The organism is Sphingobacterium sp. UT-1RO-CII-1 (assembly GCF_026711005.1).
Classification (GTDB): Bacteria; Bacteroidota; Bacteroidia; order Sphingobacteriales; family Sphingobacteriaceae; genus Sphingobacterium.
The window spans coordinates 355,828-379,771 of sequence record NZ_JAPPVJ010000005.1 but is presented as its reverse complement, the minus strand read 5'-3'; the positions used below and the strand labels follow the sequence as shown (position 1 = coordinate 379,771).

Annotated in this window: 16 protein-coding genes; 13 read left to right on the top strand and 3 right to left on the bottom strand. The window is 39.2% G+C overall.

Going from position 1 to position 23,944, the window contains the following annotated elements:
* The first annotated feature begins 24 nt into the window (after window positions 1–24).
* Genes ORI89_RS13400 through nagA form a run of 4 tightly spaced genes read left to right on the top strand, consistent with a single transcriptional unit; the run spans window position 25 to window position 4,727 of the window.
* Window positions 25–1,461: a Gfo/Idh/MocA family protein gene (locus ORI89_RS13400; RefSeq protein WP_268230998.1), complete on the top strand. Its 1,437-nt coding sequence runs from the start codon at window positions 25–27 to the stop codon at window positions 1,459–1,461.
* Between the two features lie 22 nt (window positions 1,462–1,483).
* Complete coding sequence (locus ORI89_RS13395) at window positions 1,484–2,215, top strand: glucosamine-6-phosphate deaminase (protein WP_268230997.1); 732 nt, start codon at window positions 1,484–1,486, stop codon at window positions 2,213–2,215.
* A gap of 19 nt (window positions 2,216–2,234) precedes the next feature.
* Entirely contained in the window at window positions 2,235–3,527 is a 1,293-nt protein-coding gene (locus ORI89_RS13390; RefSeq protein WP_268230996.1) for a sugar MFS transporter, read from the top strand.
* 9 nt (window positions 3,528–3,536) lie between these two features.
* A complete protein-coding gene (nagA, locus tag ORI89_RS13385) occupies window positions 3,537–4,727 on the top strand; it encodes an N-acetylglucosamine-6-phosphate deacetylase (RefSeq protein ID WP_268230995.1) in 1,191 nt (396 codons plus the stop codon).
* Here the strand turns inward: nagA and ORI89_RS13380 are convergent.
* Window positions 4,715–5,737: a LacI family DNA-binding transcriptional regulator gene (locus tag ORI89_RS13380; protein ID WP_268230994.1), complete on the bottom strand. Its 1,023-nt coding sequence runs from the start codon at window positions 5,735–5,737 to the stop codon at window positions 4,715–4,717. The two genes, nagA and ORI89_RS13380, sit on opposite strands and share 13 nt — an antisense overlap.
* A gap of 610 nt (window positions 5,738–6,347) precedes the next feature.
* Between ORI89_RS13380 and ORI89_RS13375 the strand changes: the two genes are divergently transcribed.
* Window positions 6,348–9,404, top strand: coding sequence for a SusC/RagA family TonB-linked outer membrane protein (locus ORI89_RS13375; protein WP_268230993.1), 3,057 nt, complete (start codon window positions 6,348–6,350; stop codon window positions 9,402–9,404).
* Between the two features lie 15 nt (window positions 9,405–9,419).
* On the top strand, window positions 9,420–11,138 hold the full coding sequence (locus ORI89_RS13370; protein ID WP_268230992.1) for a RagB/SusD family nutrient uptake outer membrane protein: 1,719 nt from the start codon (window positions 9,420–9,422) through the stop codon (window positions 11,136–11,138).
* 83 nt (window positions 11,139–11,221) lie between these two features.
* Here the strand turns inward: ORI89_RS13370 and ORI89_RS13365 are convergent, their stop codons facing one another.
* Window positions 11,222–12,088 (bottom strand): AraC family transcriptional regulator, encoded by an 867-nt coding sequence (locus ORI89_RS13365; protein ID WP_268230991.1) that lies wholly within the window; start codon window positions 12,086–12,088, stop codon window positions 11,222–11,224.
* 229 nt (window positions 12,089–12,317) lie between these two features.
* Between ORI89_RS13365 and ORI89_RS13360 the strand changes: the two genes are divergently transcribed.
* The 7 genes from ORI89_RS13360 to ORI89_RS13330 all read left to right on the top strand — a co-directional run bounded on the left by ORI89_RS13360 (window position 12,318) and on the right by ORI89_RS13330 (window position 23,085).
* The gene (locus ORI89_RS13360) at window positions 12,318–15,290 is read left to right on the top strand and encodes a glycoside hydrolase family 2 protein (RefSeq protein WP_268230990.1); all 2,973 of its coding nucleotides are present in this window, start codon (window positions 12,318–12,320) and stop codon (window positions 15,288–15,290) included.
* A 24-nt stretch (window positions 15,291–15,314) separates the two neighbouring features.
* Window positions 15,315–16,943 (top strand): sodium:solute symporter family transporter, encoded by a 1,629-nt coding sequence (locus ORI89_RS13355; protein WP_268230989.1) that lies wholly within the window; start codon window positions 15,315–15,317, stop codon window positions 16,941–16,943.
* Between the two features lie 53 nt (window positions 16,944–16,996).
* On the top strand, window positions 16,997–17,692 hold the full coding sequence (locus ORI89_RS13350) for an RraA family protein (RefSeq protein ID WP_268230988.1): 696 nt from the start codon (window positions 16,997–16,999) through the stop codon (window positions 17,690–17,692).
* A gap of 4 nt (window positions 17,693–17,696) precedes the next feature.
* Window positions 17,697–20,594 carry a glycoside hydrolase family 2 protein gene (locus ORI89_RS13345; protein ID WP_268230987.1) on the top strand — a complete coding sequence of 966 codons (2,898 nt, stop codon included), beginning with the start codon at window positions 17,697–17,699 and terminating at the stop codon, window positions 20,592–20,594.
* Window positions 20,595–20,690: 96 nt separating this feature from the next.
* Window positions 20,691–21,857, top strand: a complete 1,167-nt coding sequence (locus ORI89_RS13340) for a mandelate racemase/muconate lactonizing enzyme family protein (protein ID WP_268230986.1) — start codon at window positions 20,691–20,693, stop codon at window positions 21,855–21,857.
* Between the two features lie 16 nt (window positions 21,858–21,873).
* Window positions 21,874–22,656 (top strand): SDR family oxidoreductase, encoded by a 783-nt coding sequence (locus ORI89_RS13335; protein WP_268230985.1) that lies wholly within the window; start codon window positions 21,874–21,876, stop codon window positions 22,654–22,656.
* Between the two features lie 75 nt (window positions 22,657–22,731).
* Complete coding sequence (locus tag ORI89_RS13330) at window positions 22,732–23,085, top strand: hypothetical protein (RefSeq protein WP_268230984.1); 354 nt, start codon at window positions 22,732–22,734, stop codon at window positions 23,083–23,085.
* Between the two features lie 115 nt (window positions 23,086–23,200).
* Here ORI89_RS13330 and ORI89_RS13325 read toward each other — a convergent pair whose 3' ends face one another.
* Window positions 23,201–23,626, bottom strand: a complete 426-nt coding sequence (locus tag ORI89_RS13325; RefSeq protein ID WP_268230983.1) for a nuclear transport factor 2 family protein — start codon at window positions 23,624–23,626, stop codon at window positions 23,201–23,203.
* Window positions 23,627–23,944 lie beyond the last annotated feature (318 nt).

Here is a 23,944-nt window from a genome sequence, read left to right as displayed (position 1 = left end):
AAAAACTATAAACAATACTAAAATATGGCAACAGATAGAAGATCCTTTTTGAAGTTATCAAGTTTGGCAGGTATAGGACTGTTATCGGGTAAAGTTCATGCCAATTCAACTTTGAAGAGTCAGGATAGAACGGCTTTAGAACATATATTAAAAGAAGCAGAGCGCCCTTATAAACCAGTATTTAATATGTCGGGTTATGCTGCTCCGGCGTTAGATATTGTGCGCACCGCATTTGTGGGGGTGGGAAACCGCGGGGCGGCGGCGGTTGAGCGGATGAGTAGAATACAGGGGGTGGATATAAAAGCAATCTGTGATGTTCAGCCAGAAAAAGCTAGTGCAGCAAAGGCTCGTATTAAGTCGAGTGGGCATGAAGCAACTCTCTATACGAAAGATGAAGAGTCGTGGAAGGAATTATGCCGACGTGAAGATATAGACCTTGTTTATATTGCAACACATTGGGCAATGCATGCTGAAATAGCAATTTATGCTATGGAGCATGGTAAGCATGTGGCTTTGGAGATTCCTGCTGCAACATCTGTAGAGGATTGCTGGCGGTTAGTGATGACTTCAGAAAAAACAAAAAAACATTGTGTGATTTTGGAAAATTGCTGCTACGATTTTTTTGAGCTTCTGACGTTAAACCTAGCACGACAAGGGTTCTTTGGCGATATAGTGCATACAGAAGGAGCTTATATACACGATATTTTAAACAGTTTTTTTCAGGAAGAGAAACGTTATGATTTTTGGCGTTTACGGGAAAATGCAGAACGTAATGGAAACCTTTACCCTACGCATGGTTTAGGCCCGATTTGTCAGGTACTGAAAGTTAACCGTGGTAATAAGATGGATTTTATGACGTCCATGTCGTCGGATGATTTTATGCTAAACCCGAAAGCGAAAGCGATGGCTCAGGAAGATGCTCGTTTCGGGTCGTTTGTCAATAAGCCGTTTAGAGGAAATATGAATGTTTCTAATATTAAAACGGCTTCAGGAAGTACAATTACCTTACAGCACGATGTGAGCACACCCAGGCCTTATTCTAGAATTCATATGATAAGCGGAACAAAAGCTTTCGCTCAAAAATATCCGCTGCCCGGAAAAATTGCTATTGGTGATAATGATTTTATGGATGAGGAGTCTTTGCGTAAACTAGAAGAGCAGTATCAGCCAAAAATTATAAAACATATTGGCGAATTGGCGAAAGATATTGGTGGACACGGAGGGATGGATTTTATGATGGATTGGCGTTTGATTGATTGCTTGCGCAATGGATTACCCGTAGATATGGATGTTTATGATGCGGCAGCATGGAGCGTAATCGGGCCGTTGAGTGAATGGTCTGTCGCTAATGGGTCTAAGCCGATTAAGATACCTGATTTTACAATGGGACGATGGAAAGAAAACAAAGTACATGATATTGATTTAGCACATGGTGCTACAACAGAAGTGATTAAAGTTTAAATATATATTATTAAGGAGAACAATGAGAATTGAAAAAAGCGAAACACGTGAAGCTTTAGGTGAAAAAGCAGGTAGACTTGGAGCTGCGTGGATTAAAGAAGCTATCGAAACACGTGGTGAGGCTAATATTATATTAGCAACAGGTCAAAGTCAATTTGAGACTATGGAAACTTTGGTGAATGATAAGGAGATTGACTGGAGTAAAGTTCGTATGTTTCATTTGGACGAGTATATTGGTATGCCAATTACGCATAAAGCCAGTTTTAGAAAGTATCTGACAGAACGTTTTGTTAATAAAGTTGAAGGGTTATTAGATGTTGTTTTGATCAACGGGGAAAATAATCCAGAAGAAGAGTGCACGCGTTTAGGAAAAAAAATAGCAGAGTTTCCGATTGATGTGGCCTTTGTAGGAATAGGCGAAAATGGGCATTTAGCTTTTAACGATCCACCGGCAGACTTTGAGGTTGAAGATGCTTATCTGGTTGTTAATTTAGATGCACAATGTAGACAGCAGCAATTAGGGGAAGGTTGGTTTGAAACTGTTGATGATGTGCCGTTGCAGGCTATATCGATGTCAATTAAACAGATAATGAAATCACGAAAGATTGTTTGTGCTGTTCCCGATAGTAGAAAGGCAAAAGCGGTACGGGCTTGTCTGTCTGAGCCTGTATCCGTTATGAGTCCGGCGAGTATACTGCAACAGCACGAACATTGCGTTGTGTTTTTAGACAAGGACTCTGCATCTTTATTATAAAATCTATTAGCCTGAATTAATGACAACACAACCATTAGATAAGAGGAGTACATATATATCGATAGGGATTATCGGATTGATGTTTTTTGTTTTTGGGTTCGTATCGTGGGTAAATGCTATACTTATTCCCTACTTTCGGATTGCCTGTGAATTGACAAATTTTGAATCCTATTTAGTAGCTTTTGCTTTTTATATTTCCTATTTGGTCATGTCTATGCCCTCTTCTTATTTGTTGAAGCGTGTTGGGTATAAGAAGGGAATTGTAATAGGTTTTTGGATAATGGCTTTAGGTGCGCTTATTTTTGTCCCGGCAGCTTATGGGCGCACCTTTCCTGTTTTTTTATTGGGCTTATTTACCTTGGGTACAGGCTTGGCCGTGCTACAGACGGTGGCTAACCTTTATATTACCTTAATTGGTGATAAAGAACGGGCGGCACAGCGCATTAGTATTATGGGTATCTGTAATAAAGGAGCTGGTATTTTAGCACCATTAGCATTTTCATGGGCAGTGCTTCGTCCAACCGATAATGAATTGTTTAGGCAGATTCCGTTGATGGACGAAATCACAAGGGTAGCAGCGTTAGATGAACTTATTTTACGAGTAGTAGTGCCTTATACGGTTATGGCTATCGTTTTGTTTTTAATAGGTGTATTTGTGCGCTTTTCGCCACTTCCCGAGATCGAGAACGAAGAGCGAGGCAATGATGCTAACAAGAGAACCAGCGTGTTACAATACCCGCATTTGGTATTGGGTGCGATTGCTATTTTTTTGCATGTCGGCACACAGGTTATTGCTATTGATACCATAATAAGTTATGCCGACTCGATGGGTGTTACTTTATTGGAAGCTCGAGCGTTTCCGTCCTATACGCTGGCTGCTACTATTGTAGGATATTTTTTGGGAATTTTTTTAATCCCACGTTTTCTTTCGCAAAAACTTATGTTACAAATCTGTGCACTGGTTGGCTTATTATTAGCTGTGTTAGTGAGTACGGTACAGTTTCAAGTTGGTTGGCTAGGCTTTGATTTAAATATTTCCATTTGGTTTTTAGCGCTTATCGGAGTGCCTAATGCTTTAATTTGGGCGGGTATTTGGCCTTTGGCTTTAAATGGTCTTGGTGAGTATGCGAAGCAAGGGTCAGCGTTATTGATTATGGGATTATGTGGTAATGCGATTTTACCAATCGTTTATGGAGGGCTGGCTGATAGTGTGGGGGAACAGATAGCTTATTGGGTATTAGTCCCTTGTTTTTCGTATATTGCATTTTACGCTTTTTACGGGCACAGAATAAAGTCATGGACACGTTTATAGGGTATAAATATGCTAACAATTATAAATGCACAAATAATAACGCCGTTTCGCATTATTAAAAATGGGTGGCTTCAAGCAAAAGGTCCTACTATAGTTGCTATGGGGGACGAAAAAGATAAACCAAATCTTAAGCATGTGAATGAAAAGGTGATCGATGCGGGGGGACTTTACCTTTCTCCGGGTTTTATTGATCTTCATGTACATGGTGGGGGTGGGGCAGACTTTATGGATAATGAAGTGGATGCTTATTTTACTGTTGCTGAAACTCATGTGAAATATGGGACGACGTCGATGTTACCGACTACCTTAACTAGTGATAGGAAGGCGCTGCTTGATACATTTGCTGTTTACGATGAGGTTTTGAATGCGAGTAATAAGGGAGTTCGATTTTTAGGATTACATCTGGAAGGTCCTTATTTTGCAATGAATCAAAGAGGCGCGCAGGACCCTCGATATATTCGAAATCCAGATCGTAGAGAGTATTTAGATATACTAAAGAACTATGGTCATCTCATTGCACGATGGAGTGCTGCGCCAGAACTTCCGGGAGCTTTGGAACTTGCACTTTATTTGAATAGGATGGGTGTTATTGCTTCTATAGCTCACACAGATGCTGTGTATGATGATATTCTAAAAGCGGTTGAAAATGGATATACTTTGGCCACGCATCTTTATTCTGGGATGTCGGGTATGACACGTAAAGATTCATACCGCTATGCAGGTGCGATAGAATCGTGTCTGTTAATAGATGATATCGATGTAGAAATTATTGCTGATGGGGTACATCTGCCTGAACCTTTTTTGAAGCTGATCTGTAAGATTAAATCTAAAGATAGTATTATACTTACGACGGACGCTATGCGAGCAGCAGGTATGCCTGAAGGTAAAAGTATCTTGGGAGGGAAGTCTACAGGTCTTGAGGTTATTGTGGAGGACGGTGTGGCAAAGCTACCTGACCGCAGTTCTTTTGCAGGAAGTGTAGCAACAGCAGATAGGTTGATTAGAACGATGGTGAATGTGGCTGAGGTAGATTTATCAACTGCCGTGCAGATGCTTACACTTAATCCGGCGCGTATAATTAATTGTGCCAAATTTATGGGGACTATTGCGGTCGGTAAAAATGCGGATCTGGTTCTCTTTGATGAAGATATAAATGTAAAAAGTACAATTATAAGGGGAAAGGTAGTTTATCGTAATTGATTGTTCTTTACAGAATCTCGTCGGAGAAGTTTGCCGGGAATAAGAATTTCTCGAGATTCGTAACTTTTATTTTTTATATGTTTGATTAATAATTGACAGCTTTGTTTTCCTATTTCAAAAGCAGGTTCCTCAACAGTTGTTAAATTGGGTTCTATAACTGTTGCTATCGGATCATTTGTAAACCCTATAACTGCACATTCCAGACCTACTTTTACTTTTATTGATTTAAGAGCTTGTATTGCGCCTACAGCCTTTCTGTCGTTTACAGCAAAGATTGCGTTAGGAGGAGAAGGAAGTTGAAAGAGGTTCAGTGTATCAGTAAAGCCACTCGACTGATCGAACCCTGAAAAAATAGTGTAATCTGATTGGTAGGGGATATTGGCATGTTGCAGTGCTTGGCGATATCCACGAAGACGCTCTTGTGTGAAGTTTAAATTTTCAGGACCTGCAATATGTGCAATTTTTTTATAGCCATTTTCAAGGAGATGGGATGTGGCAAGGTAAGCCCCGTCAAAATCACTTTGCATTACTTTGGAGACTTCGTCGATAGGCGGAACCCGGTCAAAAAATACGATTGGTAGGCCATTGTTTAATAAATTTTGAAAATGGTCCAGTATGTCTGAATTTGAAGAAATGGATATTAATAAACCATCAAGGCTGGTCATTTCGATGTTTTTTAGAAGTTTTCTTTCTCTCTCGACATCATCGTGTGTGAGATACAAAATGATATTGTATCCTTGGTTATAGGCTTCCTCTTGTATACCAGAAATAACTGTAGAAAAATAATAGTTGGTAATGAAAGGTAATACGACACCTATATTACGAGTGTTTCCAGAAGCTAACGCTGCTGCATTTTTATTTGGTTTAAAATTTAGCTTTTCAGTGAGATCTAGGACTTTTCTTCTCGTCTCTGGATTAACATCATGTGCATCACGAAGAGCTCTCGAAACAGTTGATACCGAGATGTTAAGCATTTTGGCAATATCTTTGATTCCGAAGTTCTTTTTCATTAAGAGTTGAATATCACAATTTGTTGTTTTAAATAGATGCTATCTGTAAATATGCTTAAAGTAAATGATATTTGGAAATGTCTCTTATGCTGGTATTTGTTAAACAATACGTTCGCATAAGGTAAACGGGAGCATATTATTAGCCTTTCCTACAGAGGAAGCTGTATTTCAAGTCTAATTTCTATTGGATTTTGAGATACAGCTTTTTTTATGTGCTTCTCTTGTTATTATGTTATTACTGATGGTTTGTATTGATGGGGAATAGGTTATTATCGATTTGATTTATGGTATTATAAAAAAATAGGTTTTCAAACGGGGAGAATGAAAACCTATTAACTAACCAATTATAAACCTAAATTATGATGCGACAAAGATAATGTATTTTTAGTTGTTTAGCAAATATAATGGTGTTTTTGGCTTTCATTTTATTTATTTAGTTGTTTAGCTTTTGTTTGTTTTAGCTACGTTATTTAGTGCGTTTTGTCATTTTTTCTTTACGCAATCGTTTGATGTTATTTGCTCTTTCATTAATTGTTTTCAATACTATACCTTAGATTTTAACAATAGTTTAACAATTTGTTAGCTAATAATTAATTAAAGATGTTATTTTATGATGAAAAAAATTACACATCCTTTTTTTGCATGTAAGAGTTTACATTTAGCTTCTTGCTTAATGCTCGCTATTCCTGCTATTAATGTTGCTTTTGCAACTAATGATGTGTCAGTTGTTGAAGTTGTACAACAGACCAAGGTAACTGGTCAAGTTACTTCGTCCAATGGCCCCTTGGCTGGCGTAACTGTATCGGTAAAGGGCAAAACAGGTTTAGCTACCTCTACAGATGATGAAGGGAATTTTAGTATTTCTGCTTCCGTTGGAGAAAGCTTAGTTTTTACAGCAGTTGGCTATGCTTCATATAGTGAGGTTATAGGAAGCGGTACGGTTCAAGTTTTTTTAAGTTCAAATGAAGAAGCTTTAGAGGAAGTGGTTGTAGTTGGCTATGGTACTCAAAAGAAGGAAAGCCTTACAGGAGCTTTACACAGTGTTAAAGGGGATGATTTACGTGACGTAACGACTCCATCATTGGAGAATATGCTTAATGGCAAATCGCCAGGTGTGTATGTTTCTCCAGGTTCTAGTCAACCAGGTTCTAGAGGAGCTGTAGTTATCCGAGGTCAGGCGACATTAAATGGTACTACCGCGCCTTTATGGGTGATTGATGGGGTTATTGTTGGTTCCAATGTTGGTGATATTAACCCGGACGATGTGGAGTCGATGACGATTTTAAAAGATGCAGCTTCTACGGCCATTTATGGTTCGCAAGGTGCAAATGGTGTGATTGTCGTTACTACAAAAAATGCGAAAGTTGGTAAAACGGTGATTAATGCTTCCAGCAAAATTGGTTTCAACTCGTTGAGCAATGGTCGGATGAAGATGATGAACGGGGCGGAGTTATATGATTATTATGCTTCTTTTGCTAATGCTAGTACCATTGAATTTCCGCGATGGAACCCGGAATTGCGCGAAAGTAATTTTGATTGGTGGGACTTAGCAACAAAAAGTGGTTTCACACAAAATCACAATATTTCCATTCAAGGAGGTAATGAAAAATTACAGTCGTACATGTCTGTAGGGCTTTACGATGAAGTGGGAGCAGTTAAAGGTTATGATTTTACACGCTACAACTTCCGTTTAAAAACTACCTACAAGCCTTATGAATGGCTTTCTATTAAACCATCGATTGTTGGCGCAAAGCGTGACGTGGAAGATAGACAGTATTCTGTAGGAGCTATGTATTCAAATTTGCCGTGGGATAGTCCTTATGATGAAAACGGTAATCTAGTGCCACATCGTTATAGTGGCTGGGTAAACAGCGCAAATACAAACTACTTACGTGATTTACAGTGGAATCATTCTGCTAATAAGAACTACGAGTTTATGGGGAACTTGGACTTCGATGTAAAGATAACCGATTGGTTGACTTTTGCTTCTGTTAATAATTATAGATATAATACTTATAGTGCAGCAGGATATACAGATCCAAGATCAAATGGAGGACAAAATATAGACGGTCGTTTAACAGATTATCGTTCGGAATATGCCCGCCGCTACACGAGTCAAATATTGAGGTTTAACAAAACTTGGGATAAACACTCTTTAAATGGTGTTGCCGGTTATGAATTTAATGATTACTGGAGTAAAACATTAGATGTATATGGCACAGGTTTTATACCGGGTTTTGAAGTGTTGGATGTTGTTGCATTGCCTGAGCGTACGAAGGGAGCTATTTCTGAGTGGGCTGTTCAGTCCCTATTATCTAATGCCAATTATTCTTATGATGGTCGGTATTTAGCTCAAGTTTCATTCCGTCGCGACGGAGCTTCTAATTTTGGTGATAATGCCAAATATGGAAATTTCTTTTCAGTAAGTGGAGGGTGGAATTTGCACAGAGAATCATGGTTTAATGCTGCTTGGGTAGATGAGTTGAAGGTACGGGCTTCCTATGGTTCTGTGGGTAACCGCCCGAGCTCTTTATATCCACAATATGATTTGTACTCGGTGTCTTCAAGCTATAACGGAAAACCTGGAGCATTAATTAGTCAAAAGGGTAATAAAGACCTTACGTGGGAAAAAACATATACTACAGGTGTAGGTGCAGATGCTTCTTTTTGGAATAATCGTGCACGTGTAACGATGGATTATTATGTGAAAAACACCGATAATATACTCTATCGTGTCCCTGTAACGGGTACTGTCGGTATTACTTCTATTTGGCAGAATATCGGTGAAATGCGTAACAAAGGTATTGAGTTAACACTTGGCGGTGATATTATCCGTAAAGATGATTGGACGTGGAGTGTAGATGTTAATCTTGGACATAACGTAAACAAGTTGACTAAACTCTATAAAACCAAAGGTGCAGATGGTACTTACTCGACCAGACCTATTATTGTTGGTGACGGTTTGAATATTGCAGGCTCGGCTCAACGAGTGTTGGAGCCAGGTTTGCCGGTTGATACATATTATATGAAAGAATGGGCTGGTGTAAACGTTGATACTGGAGCTCCTATGTGGTATGTCGTAGGTGAAGATGATGAAGGTAATACTGTGCGCAATACTACTTCCGATTATTCTAAAGCTACTTATCAGAAATTAGGTAAATCATCTCCTGATGTGTTTGGTGGTTTCTCTACTTTCTTGCGCTACAAACAATTTGATTTGAATGCTGTATTTGGTTATTCTATTGGTGGCAAAGCTTATAATTATGCCCGTCAAGAGTATGATTCGGATGGAACATATAATGATAGAAATCAAATGAGGTTATTATCAGGTTGGAGCCGTTGGGAAAAACCGGGAGATGTGGCTACACACCCTATTGCCCGTTACGGTAACACAGACCAAGGTAACAAAGTCTCCACACGTTATTTAGAGAAGAATGATTTCTTAAAAATGCGTTCTTTAACGCTTGGTTATAATTTCGATTTAAAACAATATAATATTAGTAATCTACGTGTTTTCTTTGCTGGTGAAAACTTGTTTACAATTACAGGTTATTCTGGAGTAGATCCAGAAGTCCCTTCTGTTGATGGAGCTGTAATTAATACTGCCGGACCGGCGGTTTACCCGATGACAAAGAAGTTTTTATTTGGCGTAAATGTTACATTTTAATTTGAAAAGAATTGTATGAAGAAGATATTTTATATTTTATTAGCTGCGGCAGCGTTCACAGCTTGTGATATTGATCGTAAGCCTTATGGGGAGATGGATGGTAATGATATTGCCAATGACCCTGATGCTTATATGGAATCCATGCTTAATGGTATGTACTCACAGTTGAAAACATGGTCTGACCCTATGCATAGAGCAGGGGAGTATGCAGGGGATAATATGATGATTAGAGGAGAGTCTACGGATGATTTTTATGAATTTATTTCGTTTTCCCGCACTCCTGTTAATGGTCGTTTAAATAGTTTTTGGAACTCGAGCTATAAAGCTATCGCGCAGGCTTCGAATATTATAAATATGTTTGAAGAAGGGCAAACTGAAGTTTATGATAATCGTTTGGGTGAAAGCTATTATGTTCGAGGTTTGATGTACTTTTATTTGGTGCGTGCATATGGGCGTCCTTATTATCAAAGTCCAGAAACAAACTTAGGTGTGCCTATAGTGAATGGTACGCCAGATGATGTTATCAATTTAGAACTGGAAGACCGGGTTACGGTTAAAAAGAATTATGAATTGATTATTGAAGATCTTAAAAAGGCAGAAGAGCTTCTGACAAAATCAGAGGGTGCTATCCGCGCTTCAAAAGAAGCGGCTCAGGCATTACTATCTCGAGTGTATCTTTACATGAGCGGAACATATGAAAACCCGAATAGGGAATATGCTGGAGAGGCAGTAAAGTATGCTGATAAAGTAATACAATCAGGTAGTTTCAGTTTGTTGCCGAGAGAGCAGTTTATGAAATACAACACTTACACTCCTGAAAACAATGCTGAGACTATTTTTGCGGTTAAGCGCTTGGCTTCCGAGTTCTCGGGAGACAATCATTATTACGGTGTAGGAGGTATGTACGCGGTAATCGGTGGTATGGGCTGGGGTGAGATGTATGCTAGTGGTAAATACTTGAGTTTACTTGATGAGACAGGGCGTAATGACTGGCGTGAAGATAGTAAAACAATGGTAGATGCGCGCGCTGCTTTTATTGAGCCTAATTATAGTAAAGATGATAAAGGCAATTACAGAGAGGTATTCCGATTTATAAAGAAAGGTAAAAATGGAAACCTAAACTATCTGCAGTTTGATGTTGTGAAAAGTGGTAATACGTATATAGCTACAAGAGAGGACGAAAAGTATACTTTAAAACCGGTCGATCCGGCTGCGGGCAAGTATAGTATTTCGTATGAAGAAGATGGGGTGAGCGATGTTTATGAAGGAGTTATTGATAATTTTATAGCTTTAAATTATGGTTATCCGCAGTTCTATATTACAAAAAGTTCGCGTGAAGGAGAAGATTCTCATTTGCATTCACCGGTAATTAGCCGTTTAGGAGAGGTTTATTTAAACCGTGCTGAAGCTTATGCAAAACTGGGTAATTACGGTTCGGCTTTAACTGATTTAAATGAAATCAGGACACGTTCGATTGTTAATGGTAGATATGCATCTTTGAATGGGGCGAATGCGCAGGAGCGTATTGATAAGGAAAGACAGTTAGAGCTGGCATACCAAGCTGAACGTAGCTACGATGTGTTTAGAAACGGTGGTACATTAGTAAGACGTTATCCGGGACCACATAGACAAACTGAGGAAATTGAAGCTACAGATTATCGTGTAGTTTATTATATCCCTCAAGATGCAATAAACTCTTATCCGGGCACTTTAACGCAGAACCCGACCCAGTAGTTGAAAATTATTGTTGTTTAATTTTATTGGCCGTTCTATTTCATATAGAGCGGCTTTTTTGATTAAAAATATTATAAAACTTTTTATATCTCCATATCTTTCCTGTATTCCCGAGGACTTTTAAGCATAATAAGTTTAAAAAATTTATTGAAATTAGTAAGGTTTTGATAGCCGCTTTGATAGCATATTTCAGATATTGTTAAGGATTTGTCAAGTAATAGTTTGCAAGCGTGTCCTATACGCATCTCGTTAACAAACCTTGTAAAAGATTTTTTAGTATGGCGTTTGAAGTAGCGACAAAAAGCATTGGGTGTCATATGTAGTAAATCGGCGGCTTTCTGTAGCGAAACAGTATCTTTAAAATTTTGCATTACATAAACATATACTAAGTTTATACGATCAGTTTCTTGCTCATTGAAAGTAGGTTTGTAGCCATCTGAAGCCAAAGTTTCATATTCATTTGATTGATAAAGGAGTTCAATTAGATTTAGAAATTTTGTAATACGTGTAAAACTCGTTTTTGTTTCCAGTTCTTCCATTATCTTTTTGGCCTTCTCGAGGGTTTCTCCTTGAAAAAGTAACCCCCGTTTACTTCTATTTATAAAGCTTTGCATTGCCGATATGATAGATTGATCGTCTGTTAGCTGTAGGAGAAAGTCTGATGGGAAGTAAACTACTATAGCTTTTGCTCGTTCATCATGAGTGCCATCTAAAAACACATCGTCGTTGCGCCAAATATGTGGAAGGTTAGGTCCCATTAAGACTAGTTCGCCTGCATTAAAAGAAGCTACATGATTGCCAACAATGCGCTTTCCAAAACTTTCTTGAATAAAAACCAATTCACATAATTCATGAAAATGTAGAGGATTACGCAAGAAATTTTCATCGACTTGTTTTATATGTATTGTTTTCTCATTAGGAGGGCTAAGTTCTATAAATTTTGCTTTCATAATATTTTATAATAGTTAGGTTCTATATCAGAATAGAACAAATATACATATAAATAATAAGTGAAACAATATTGTCTTTATTTTGATTTTGATGTTTTGTTATAGGATAAAAAAGTTTTAGTTTATGTGTGTCTAGTTTTAGTTTTCTATTGTTGTTTCATCTAGTTTTGTATAGATTATGATATATAAAGCCTTTTATAGGTTGTGTGGATTGAAATAAATATAAAGTATGATGAATAAACTAGTGATGCTGTTTTTTCTGCTAATTTCTCAGATTGTATTTGCTGTGGAGTTTGAAGAAGAACAAGCTTATCAGCTTCCTGATAAAACAGCAGGAGTAAAGAGAAATGTGTTATCCCTTAATGGCGAATGGGAGTTTAAGTTTGATGCTAACTCGGATTGGGACTCTATTCAAGTTCCGGGTGAAGCCGTGATGCAAGGTTATGGTATCTCACATGATAAATCATTTTTCTATAAAAGACAATTTACTGTTCCAAAAGATTATGCCGGTAAGAAAGTCGTGTTGCGTTTTGACGGAGTGTACAGTAAGGCAATTTTATATATTAATGGTAAAGAAATACGCACTCATCTTGGCGGTTTTACTCGTTGGGAAACCGATATAACCCCATATATAGAAATAGGCTCTAAGAATGAGGTGTCTTTGGAGGTTCAGGATCAACAGTTTGATATTTCTTATGCATCGGGGTATGCTCATCACCCTATAGGCGGTATATTACGTGATGTTACTTTGTTCGCTACAGCGTCTAATTCTCTAATGGACTTTGGTATAGAAACCATTTTGGATAAACATTATAAAGATGCTGTTTTGAAAATGAGTTTCGCAACCAATGAACATCTAGCGGCATCTGTAAGCTATAAGTTGTTCGATGCAGATAATCGTTTGGTGGGTGACGGTGAGCAGAGCTTTGCCCTTAATAAAGGTTACAACGTTAATAGTTTTAAAGTTAAAAACCCGTTAAAGTGGGACGCAGAGCACCCCAATTTATACCGTTTAGAGGTACAGGTTAAAAAGGATGGAAGAGACAGTTATTCTTTCAGCAAGCAAGTAGGTTTTCGGGAGGTGAAAGTAGTAGCTGATCAAATGTTTGTTAATGGCAAGCCTGTTAAACTTAGAGGAGCAAATAGACATGATGTTCACCCCACACTAGGACGTGTAAGTACACCTTATTACGACAGCTTGGATGTGCAGTTGTTTAAAGATTCACATATAAACTTTGTTCGTACTTCACATTATCCGCCAACTGAGCGTTTTGTAGAATTATGTAATCGCCATGGTATATATGTTGAGGTAGAGACAGCAGTTTGCTTCGTTGACACCTATAGACAGAAAAACTATGCGCCAGGAGCCACACAGGATGATCCGGCTCATACTGATCAATATGTAAGCCAGTGCCGTGAAATGGTAAATACTTTTAAATCCCATCCTTCGGTTATCATTTGGTCGATTGGTAATGAGTCCATATACGGTATGAATTTTAGAAAAAGCTGGGATTATGTTAAAGCTACAGATCGGACTCGTCCTGTAATTTGGAGTTATCCAGGAGCACAGCATGATGACGCTAAAATATATGAGATCCTTAGTATGCACTATCAAGATGTGCATGGTAACCTTACTCAGTTTGGTAAAAAAACGGAAGGTTATGAAGGGCATGGTATACCGGCACTATTTGATGAGTGGGCGCATCCTGCATGCTATACCTACCAAACATTGCGTGATGATCCAAATATACGTGAGTTTTGGGGTATATCTATGGAGATGATGTGGGGAGGTCTTTTTCCTAAAAAGGGAGGGTTAGGAGGTGCTATATGGGGTTATGTAGATGAGGTGTTTATGATTCCGCAGAAGCTTAAAAAAGGAACTAACTTTTGGAATGAATTTGCTAAAACAGCTAAGCCAGAGGGATATCAGGGAGCCGCTGTAGGTTATGGCGAGTGGGGGATTGTTGACATATGGAGAAGGCCTAAGCCCGAATTTTGGTCTACTAAAAAAGCACAATCTCCAGTACGTATCACTTTTGAAGGTAAGGTTATTACAGACTTTTCTCCATATCAGGCTATCACATTGCCCGTTTACAATAGGTACGATCATACCGTATTAGATGAAATTAAGTTAGAATATACATATAAAGGTAAGAAGAAAATAACGTCGTTACCTGCCATTCAACCACATGAAAAAGGAGAATTTGTAATCCCAGCCGAAAATTGGACTAAGGGAGAGTCCGTTCTTTTAAACTTCATTTCTGTCGACGGAAGCGTTGTAGATACATATGTGTACTTTTTTGGAGAGCGACCAGTACAGATGCCTACTGCTACCCATAAAGGATCACTGCAACTGACTGAAGATGCAAACTATTACACGATTAAGGGAGGTGACTTTGTTATACCGGTATCGAAGACGTCAGGACTGATTGAGGGGGCAACGAAAAATGGAAAAATATTTATTCAGAAAGGGCCCTTCATGAACGTGGATATTAATCTCAACCATTTGACAGGCGCTGAGGTACGTAAAAGTGCAAACAAGTTTCTGGCTAATGATAGGGATTGGACAAAAGAAAATTTACAGGTTAGCCTGAAGAATGGTGCTGCGCTTATTACTATTGCAGGTACTTACCAAGATTTAAAAGCGTTTTTCGATATCACTATTTCTTCTAACGGAGAAATGACTACCAAGTACCGCACGGAGGGAGAACCTAACGGCTATCTTCGGGAGCTGGGTATCAAATACTATTTAGCCGATATTGTTGATGAATTAACTTGGGAGCGTGATGGCTACTGGAATTATTATCCAGCAGGTGAATTTGCTGGTAACGAAGGTCGGGTAAAACTTTTTGAGAGTAAGCAAGCTGCTTACGGTGAACAACCTGTTCAGGCTTGGGATCAAGATACCCATAATTATTACTATTGGGCCGATCGGGGCGCAAGAAGTAATAAGCCACTGACGCAGAAAGCTAAAGGTATGAAGGAGGACATTTACCACTACTCGCTTTCGGCTAAAGGTAAAGACCTGATGTCGGTGGTCTCTGCGGATTCGAATGTTGCCTGTCGCATGGACCGTTTGGAAGACGAGCAGTTGGTATTGTATGTAAACAATAAATGGGATTATCCTGAAATAGCGTGGGGGAATTACTGTAAAACATTAGAAGCTTCGCCTATTAATGGAGGTGTTTCTGTCCGCTTTTAAGCGATATATTTTAATAGCTAAGCTATGTTAAGTTGGATAGACCAAATCATATTCATGCTGTACTTCGTCCTAGTGGGCGGATATGGTTATTATATCTATAAGAAAAAGTCGAGCTCAGGATCTCTGAGCCACGACTTTTTTTTGGCCGAAGGATCTTTAGCATGGTGGGCCATAGGTGCTTCTATTATTGCTTCAAATATTTCTGCTGAGCAGTTTATCGGCATGTCTGGTTCGGGCTTTGCAGTAGGCATTGCTATTGCTTCTTACGAGTGGATGGCAGCTGTAGGCCTTATTATAGTGGCTTACTTCTTCTTGCCTATTTACCTGAAAAACAAAATATATACGATGCCCGAGTTTTTGCGTAAGCGTTTTGATGCCCGGGTTAGTATGATTATGGCTGTTTTTTGGGTTTTGGTCTACGTTTTTGTAAATCTGAGCTCTATCTTATACCTGGGAGCTTTAGCTATACATGCTATTGTAGATATTCCATTTATATGGTGTGTCTGGGTGTTGGCCGTATTGGCAGCTGTGATTGCTTTGGGTGGAATGAAGGTTATCGGTTATACTGATGTTATTCAGGTCGTGCTTTTGATTATAGGTGGACTTACGACGACTTATGTAGCAGTTAGTTTAGTAGCCGATTCTGAGGGGTTACAGGGCTGGTGGCAAGGTCTCAGCGTTTTGCGTGATGAGGTGCCTTCGCATTTTCATATGTTTATTGAAAAGGGACAATTGATTAAACCTGATGGAGGAGATGCTTATATGGATCTGCCTGGCTGGTCGGTTATTATTGGTGGTATGTGGATTATGAACCTTTCTTACTGGGGTTGTAATCAGTATATTACACAGCGAGCTTTGGGGGCAAAAGATCTAAAAACCGCTCAACAAGGAATGTTGTTTGCTGCTTTCTTAAAGTTGCTCATACCTCTTATTGTTGTGCTACCTGGCATAGCTGCTTTTTATCTTTACCAAAATGGTACAGGTGTGTTTGCGCATGGCATGCTTGACTCGGGTGTTGTTAAGCCCGATAAAGCCTATCCCTTGTTACTGTCTATCTTGCCAACAGGTTTTAAGGGTATGGCATTTGCTGCATTGACAGCCGCTATTGTAGCTTCATTGGCAGGTAAGGTGAACAGTATTGCAACGATAGTATCGTTGGATATTTATAAGCATATAAAGAACGATCAAGTAAGCGAAGAAACACTTGTCAAATTGGGTAAATATGCTATTGTTATTTCTCTTTTTATTGGCGCTGCTTTAGCTCCTTTGTTAAGTAACCTCGACCAAGGTTTTCAATTCATCCAAGAGTTTACCGGTTTTATTACACCTGGGGTTCTAGCTATTTTCTTAATGGGAATTTTAACCAATTGGACAACAGCAAATGCAGCGTTAGCTGGCGCTGTATCTACTTTTTTCTATTCATTAGTGTTTAAAAATTTTTGGTTGAATGAGCTGCCTTTTATGAATAGAATTTTGGTTGTCTTTATTTTTACAGTACTAACCATGATATTCGTCAGTTTCATAGATAGGAAGCGAGCCAGAAACTCTGGGATTGTTCTAAAAAAAGAGATGTTTCTTGTCTCTGATTCTTTTAAAATTATCAGTCTACTGATTATAGGTATAGTTACTGCACTGTATATTGTGCTTTGGTAGGTTGAAATAAATAGTCGATTAATATAAATATACAAGTAAATAAAAAATACATTATGCAATTAGAGTGGAGTAATGACAAAGAGCTTTTTGCTCTTGTACGTAGAGAGTTGTTTACAGCGGTTATTGGTGATATCATGGATAAGATGGGGATGTTTCACCAGTTTTTAGGTGCCGATATTCAACCGTTACGTGACGATATGTTTGTTGTTGGTCGTGCTATGACAGTTTTAGAAGCTGATGTCTGCTCCTTAGGTGAGTCAACATCAAAAAACCCAGTGTTGGCAAAAACCTTCGGTTATATGTTAGAAGCATTGGACGATTTAAAAGAAGATGAAATTTATATATGTAGTGGCTCTTCCCCAGAATATGCCGTTTGGGGTGAAATTATGAGTGCACGAGCAAAAATGTTGGGTGGGGCTGGTGCAGTAGTTAATGGTTACTCTAGAGATACAACCGGTATTCTCGCACTAGACTTTCCATGCTTTTCGTTAGGTCGCTATGCACAAGATCAGGCTCCTCGCGGTAAAGTTATCGATTGGCGAGTGCCTATTTATTTTAATAATATTTTGATTAATGATGGCGATATCTTGATCGGCGATATAGATGGAGTATGTGTAGTGCCGAAAGAACATGAAGCCGAAATATTTACGCGTGCTTTGGAAAAAGCTAGAAGTGAAAAAGTAGTTTTGCAGAAAGTTTTGGAAGGTATGGGTGCAAAAGATGCTTTTGACAAATATGGAATAATGTAAAAGTATGGTAATTGATAAAACAAAAAGTATAATACTTGCATTGGTTATAAGCCTAACGCAGGTAGGTATAGCGCAGCAACAGGTGCTGAGCCAACGTATCTCACCTGTTCCAATACAAGTGGGGAAAGTGGACAAACCCAGCTTTTCTTTGAATGGTAGATGGAGTTTTCGTGTAGAGGCTGGACAAGCTAGTCAGATCGTTGTTCCAGGTGAGTGGGAAATGCAGGGATTCTCGGTAGCTCCAGGCGAAAAAGCCGTATATGAGCGAAATTTTGATATTCCTGAAAACTGGAAGGGAAACCGGATCGTAATCAAATTTGATGCTGTTAGTTCGCATGCTTTGGTAAAAGTTAACGGTCAAACGATAGGCAGTCATGAAGGGGGATTTGTTGCTTTTGAAATGGATATTACCGATGCGGTAAGAATCGGGCAAAATCAATTAACAGTTGAGGTACGTGCTAATACGATAAGTGATATTCTGTCCTGTACGTCACAATATGCAGCGCACACCGTTGGAGGTATTTTGCGTAAAGTAACGGTATTTGCGTTGCCACAGCAGAATATTGCTGATCTTAATGTGGGAACAGACTTTGATGACAAGTTTGAACATGCAACTTTAAATTTAGACGCTGTTCTGACCAACCAATCTGACCTAGCGGCTGATCTTGTGCTGCGTTATACTTTAAAAGATAAAGAGGGCAGGCAGGTGTTTCAAAAAAACACAGACAAAAAGCATATTCAGACTCAGGAGCAAGTTACAATAGACTATGCGGTGAAAGTGAATAAGCCTAATGCCTGGACAGCTGAAACGCCGTATCTCTACGAGCTGACGACGGAGCTTTTGAGTGGTTCTATGGTGTTGCAAACGACGAAGCAGAAAGTAGGTTTTCGTGAAATAGAAGTGAAAGGAAATGAGCTTTTAGTGAATGGAAGACCTGTTAAGCTAAAAGGAGTAAACCGTCATGCGGTCCACCCTTTATTGGGTAGGGCATCCAAGCCCGAGCTGGATCGTCAGGATGCCGAATTATTCCTGTCTGGTAATCTAAACTATATCCGCACATCGCATTATCCTGCGTCCGAAGAGTTCTTAGAAGCGGCTGACGAGCTTGGCTTGTATGTAGAGAGTGAATCGGCTTTAAACTGGATTATGCACCATGCGTCGCCTATCTGGAGGCACTGGGATTATCAGGACAAGAAATATCTTTCTACGATGTTAGCGGCTAATATTGACAACGTGATGAGTTACAAAAAACATCCATCTGTGATTATATGGTCTTTAGGCAATGAGTCGCGCTGGAGCGATCTCTGGGTAGAAGTTAATAAAGTTGTGAAAGGATTGGATAAAACACGGCCTACAAGTTTTCATGATCAAACTTGGGGCGGTTTTAATAATGCTGGGAGCAAGGCTGATATTGCCAATTACCATTACCCCGGAATAACCGGGCCTGCAGCTACGGATACCATGTCGAGGCCTACTTTATTTGGCGAGTATGCACACCTATCTACTTATAATAGACGAGAACTGTTGACAGACCCTGGCGTACGTGAGGCTTTCAATGCGGGGATGGTCACATTTTTCGACTCGATTTATGTGCATAAGGGTAATCTGGGAGGCGCAATCTGGAGTGGTATCGATGATACTTTTCATCTACCCGATGGGCGTATTGTCGGTTATGGTCCTTGGGGGCCTGTTGATGGTTGGCGTAGAGCAAAACCAGAGTTTTATGGAATGAAAAAGGCTTATTCGCCCGTTAAAATATCCAACCCTCGCTTAGCAGATAAGGGAATTGCCGTAACTGTAGCCAATCGCTATGATTTTCGCTCCCTAGCTGATGTTACTTTTAATGTTGAAGTTGATGGGCAGAGTATAACTGTAAAATCTGCAATACCAGCCCGCTCTGAAGGTGTACTGATTATTCCGGGTATCACAAGTTACCGTAGATTAGAAATATCAGCTTTTGATAGTCGCGGTTTCGAAATAGATAGAGAAATCTTTGAAGAAAGAGCAGCGACGGTTTATCCTACAGCAGTTAAAGCACTTACGTTAACACAAGATTCAGCCTTTATTTATGTACAGCAAGGAGATGTGCATTATACCATTAGTAAAACCTACGGTCTAATGACTTCTGTTCGCAAAAATGGAGCACAGGTTTTAACAAAAGGGCCTTCTGTAGCGGTCATCGCCGCCAATAAGGAAGATGGTGGTAAGCCAAATGTAGCTGGAGAGACTTATCAGAATAATATATACCCTATCAAACATTATGAGCAATACACCTTGTTTGCTACAGGTGTTGAAGCTACAGATGCCCAAGATAGTATACTCGTTGATGTCAACCTAATGTATCAAAATGGTACAGGAAAGCAACGTTTTGTTTTCGATAGCAAAGGTTTATTAAAGACGTACTATGAAATGATCTACGATCAGGCTGATCTTCCTGTTTACCAGTATGGCCTTATGATGGAACTTCCGTTGAGCTATGCGCAATTAAGTTGGGATAGAAAAGGTACATTTAGTTATTACCCTGAAGATCATATCGGCCGTAATCAGGGTGAAGCATTGTTAGGGGCTAATGAGGTTTATGAAGTTGAAGCACATGGTAAACCATTGGCAAAAGTATGGAAAGATGAGCCGAGTACTTTGGGTACAAATGATTTTAGATCTACTAAAGCGAATATTTATACAGCAAGTCTTCGGAACGATGCTGAGGCGGCAGTTAAGGTGTTTTCCAACGCGAAACATGCGTCACGAACTTGGAAACAGGACGAGCGTATCCAATGGTTAGTGGCCGATTATACCAATAATGGTTCAGAGCCATTTTATGGCTCTCCGCATAGTAACGGACGCCTTACGTTAAAGAAAGGCGATGTGATTAGAGGTGGAATGACTCTGTTTATTCAGTAGAATTAGAACATACAACCGATAGTTTTGTTTTTAGTGAGCAAATAAGCTATTTGGTGTATGCTAGCAACAAGATAAAAGAAAAATAATTATATACAGATGAAAATAGTAGACGTCAAAGTATGGTTGGTCGAAGGGGTTAAATACAACTGGACTATGCTTAAAATATATACGGATACGGGGCACACCGGCGTTGGAGAGGCTACAAATTGGCCCGGCAGTCCGTTAGTATACGAAGCTGCTAAGCACGTAGGGCAACGTGTTATAGGTTTGGATCCTATGAAAACCGATTTTATTTGGACAAAACTTTATCGTGACCTTAATTGGGTTGGGCCATACGGCGCTAGTATGTGCGCGATCAGCGGTATAGATATGGCTTTGCTTGATTTAAAAGCTAAAGTATTGGGTGTACCCTGTTATGAGCTGTTAGGCGGTGCTTTTCGAACAGATATTTTACTATATGCCAATTATTGGTTTACGGGCGGCGGACATAATGCCGCTGACTATGCTGCGCAAGCACTAAAAGTTAAGGAGGCAGGCTTTACGGGACTAAAATTTGACCCCTTTGCGCATACCAATTATTTGTATGGCGAGGATCTTTCCTCTAATCTTACGCTAACGGCAGCTCAGCAGGACCTGGCTTTTGAAGTCAGTCAGTCGGTGCGCGATGCTGTGGGACCAGACTTTGATATCATGATCGAAACACATGCTATGCTTAACTATCGTGTCGCTGTAAAAATGGCACAACGACTATCTGCTTTAGATATTACATGGTATGAAGAACCTGCAGGGCCTGAAAATGCAAATACACTGCGTGCAATGCGCGAACGTATACCCTCCAATGTGTCGATTTGTGTAGGCGAACGTCATTATACACGACATGGTATCCGCCCTGTCTTAGAGCAGCATGTTTGTGATATTATGATGCCGGATATTACCCGTTGCGGTGGACCCTCTGAAATGAAACGTATGGCCACTATGATGGAAGCATACAACGTTCTACTTGCACCGCACAATCCTAATGGACCTTTATCTACTTTAGCCAGTGCACATGTCTGCGCTTCTGTGCCTAACTTCTTCCGTCAGGAATTTATGTTCAATGATGTATCGTGGCGTGATGAAGTTATTGATCACCCGATTGCTGATATGGTGAAAAATGGCGTTTTGACATTATCTGATCGGCCAGGGTTGGGCGTTGATTTGGTGGAAGAGGAAATGGAAAAACATCCTGGTGTTTTAGAACCCAGAGTAGGTTTTTATGTTTAATTAAAAGTGATTTTGCATGTCTTTATCTATTGATTTAAGTGATAAAATAGTTTTCATATCAGGCGGAGTTTCAGGCATAGGGCTTGGTATTGCCCAGGTTTTTGCACAAGCTGGGGCACAGGTTATTGTTTGTGCCGAGCTGGAAGAAACACATCCGCTGGTGTATAGGCTTAAGGACTCTTTAGGAAGCTCTTTATGGCATTATTATAAAGCTGATGTTACTGACGTTGCTGTTATTGAAACGATGGTAAAGAATATTCAATCAACGTATGGAAAAATTGATGTTCTTGTGTCCAATGCCGGAAAAAATATATTCAGCCCCGTAGAAGAATGCACACAAGAAGACTGGAATTTCAATCAAAAATTAAACTTGGAAGCACATTGGCAGCTAGCAAAGGCAATAAAGCCTTTGCTAGCTGCTTCTGGCGATGCGTTGGTCGTACTCATAGGTTCTAATCATGCTTTTTCATCTATGCCCGGATGTTTTCCTTATAGTGTGGCTAAAGCAGGTCTGTTGGCTATGGTTAGGTCTATTGCTATGGAATGGGGGCCGGGTATTCGAGCTGTAGGTATTGCTCCAGGATTCATAGATACGCCTGGCAATCAGGAATGGTTCGATTCTTTTGATGATCCGATAGTAGCACGAGCAAATACTGTAAATTTACATCCTGTTAAACGTTTAGGGACTGCCGAAGAAATAGGTGGTTGGTGTGTTTTTTTAGCTAGTAAATACGGGGCTTTTGCAAATGGCACTACCTACCTTATCGACGGTGGACGTAGTGCGTTGATGCAAGATTAACAGCATTTTTAATCTGTCGTGATATAACGTTCTTTTTGTGTATTTTTGGTTTTTCATACTACTACTGTATATTACATGAAGAACGTTATCCTATTACTTACTTTGTTTCACTTTTTATTAAGCGGTTGTGCAACATCCTTGCGCAAAGACCTTAATCTTGTTTCCATAGGCATGTCCAAGACCGATTTTATGGGAGTTATGGGTAAGCCTGACCAGTTTATAGGAGCCAAACGCTTTGATAACGGTATTGTTGAAATCTTTCAATATACTATCATGCAGAAGTCTCAGAATATCTTTGTAGAAGATGAAGTTACTAAAAACTGGTTTTTCTTTCTAGATGGTGAGCTAGACGAGTGGGGCCCAAAAGAACAGTATACACATAGCGTAGAGCAGTATCTTGAAGATATTTATTACAAAGAAAGGCGTTAATTAAGCAGTACTTGTCAATCTTTTGTTAAAGTTATTATCTCTCTTTTTCGAATACTAAAAAAGCCTGTAAAAGTTACAGGCATAAAAAAATAGTATAGTGAAAATTTAAAGATTTCTATTGGTAGGTAGTTACTACTTTACTCACTTTCCAACCATCCTCTGCTTGAATCATTGTGATGTAATCCACGCGTGTGAAATTCTTGAATTTCATACTTGCTTTAGCTAGCGCTATCGCATTTGTTTGATCCAATATTTCGTAAGTAGTTTCACAGTCGTATTGTAAACCTTTATTTTTCTTTAAAAAATTAAGGTATTCAGTTTTATTGTTTGTCTGTCCGTTGTTGGCGTTACTGTATTCAAAATCTGTTGTGAATAAATGTTTATTATACTCGACATGTCCAGATGTAATAGCCTCTACATAGGTATGTGCTAATTTTTTGGTGTTTACATCTTTTAGCGGGTTGGCTTTTTCTACTGCAGTAGCATTGAATCCAAATGCGAATGTACAGACAGTGATGATGGTTGCGATAATGTTACTCATGGTCTTTATTTTTGTTAATTTTTTTATAAATGCTTGTCGTATTTGTTGATTCAAAAGTAGGGCAGATTAAAGAAGTAGGAAACGGGTTTTCGACCAAATGAATCTAAAATTCGGTGAAATCGGTAATTAATTCGGCGAAAAAGATGTCAGCATTCGGAATGGACAACTATGAGGTTAATAGGCATATGGCTGACGCTATGAAATGGTGGTTTATATTTAGGCACATGATATTAGCTGACACGAGGTGAGCTGCTATTTAGGTATGTTTTTAATACGGAAAAATCGTCGTGTGAAAAAAATAATGATTTAATTTGTCGC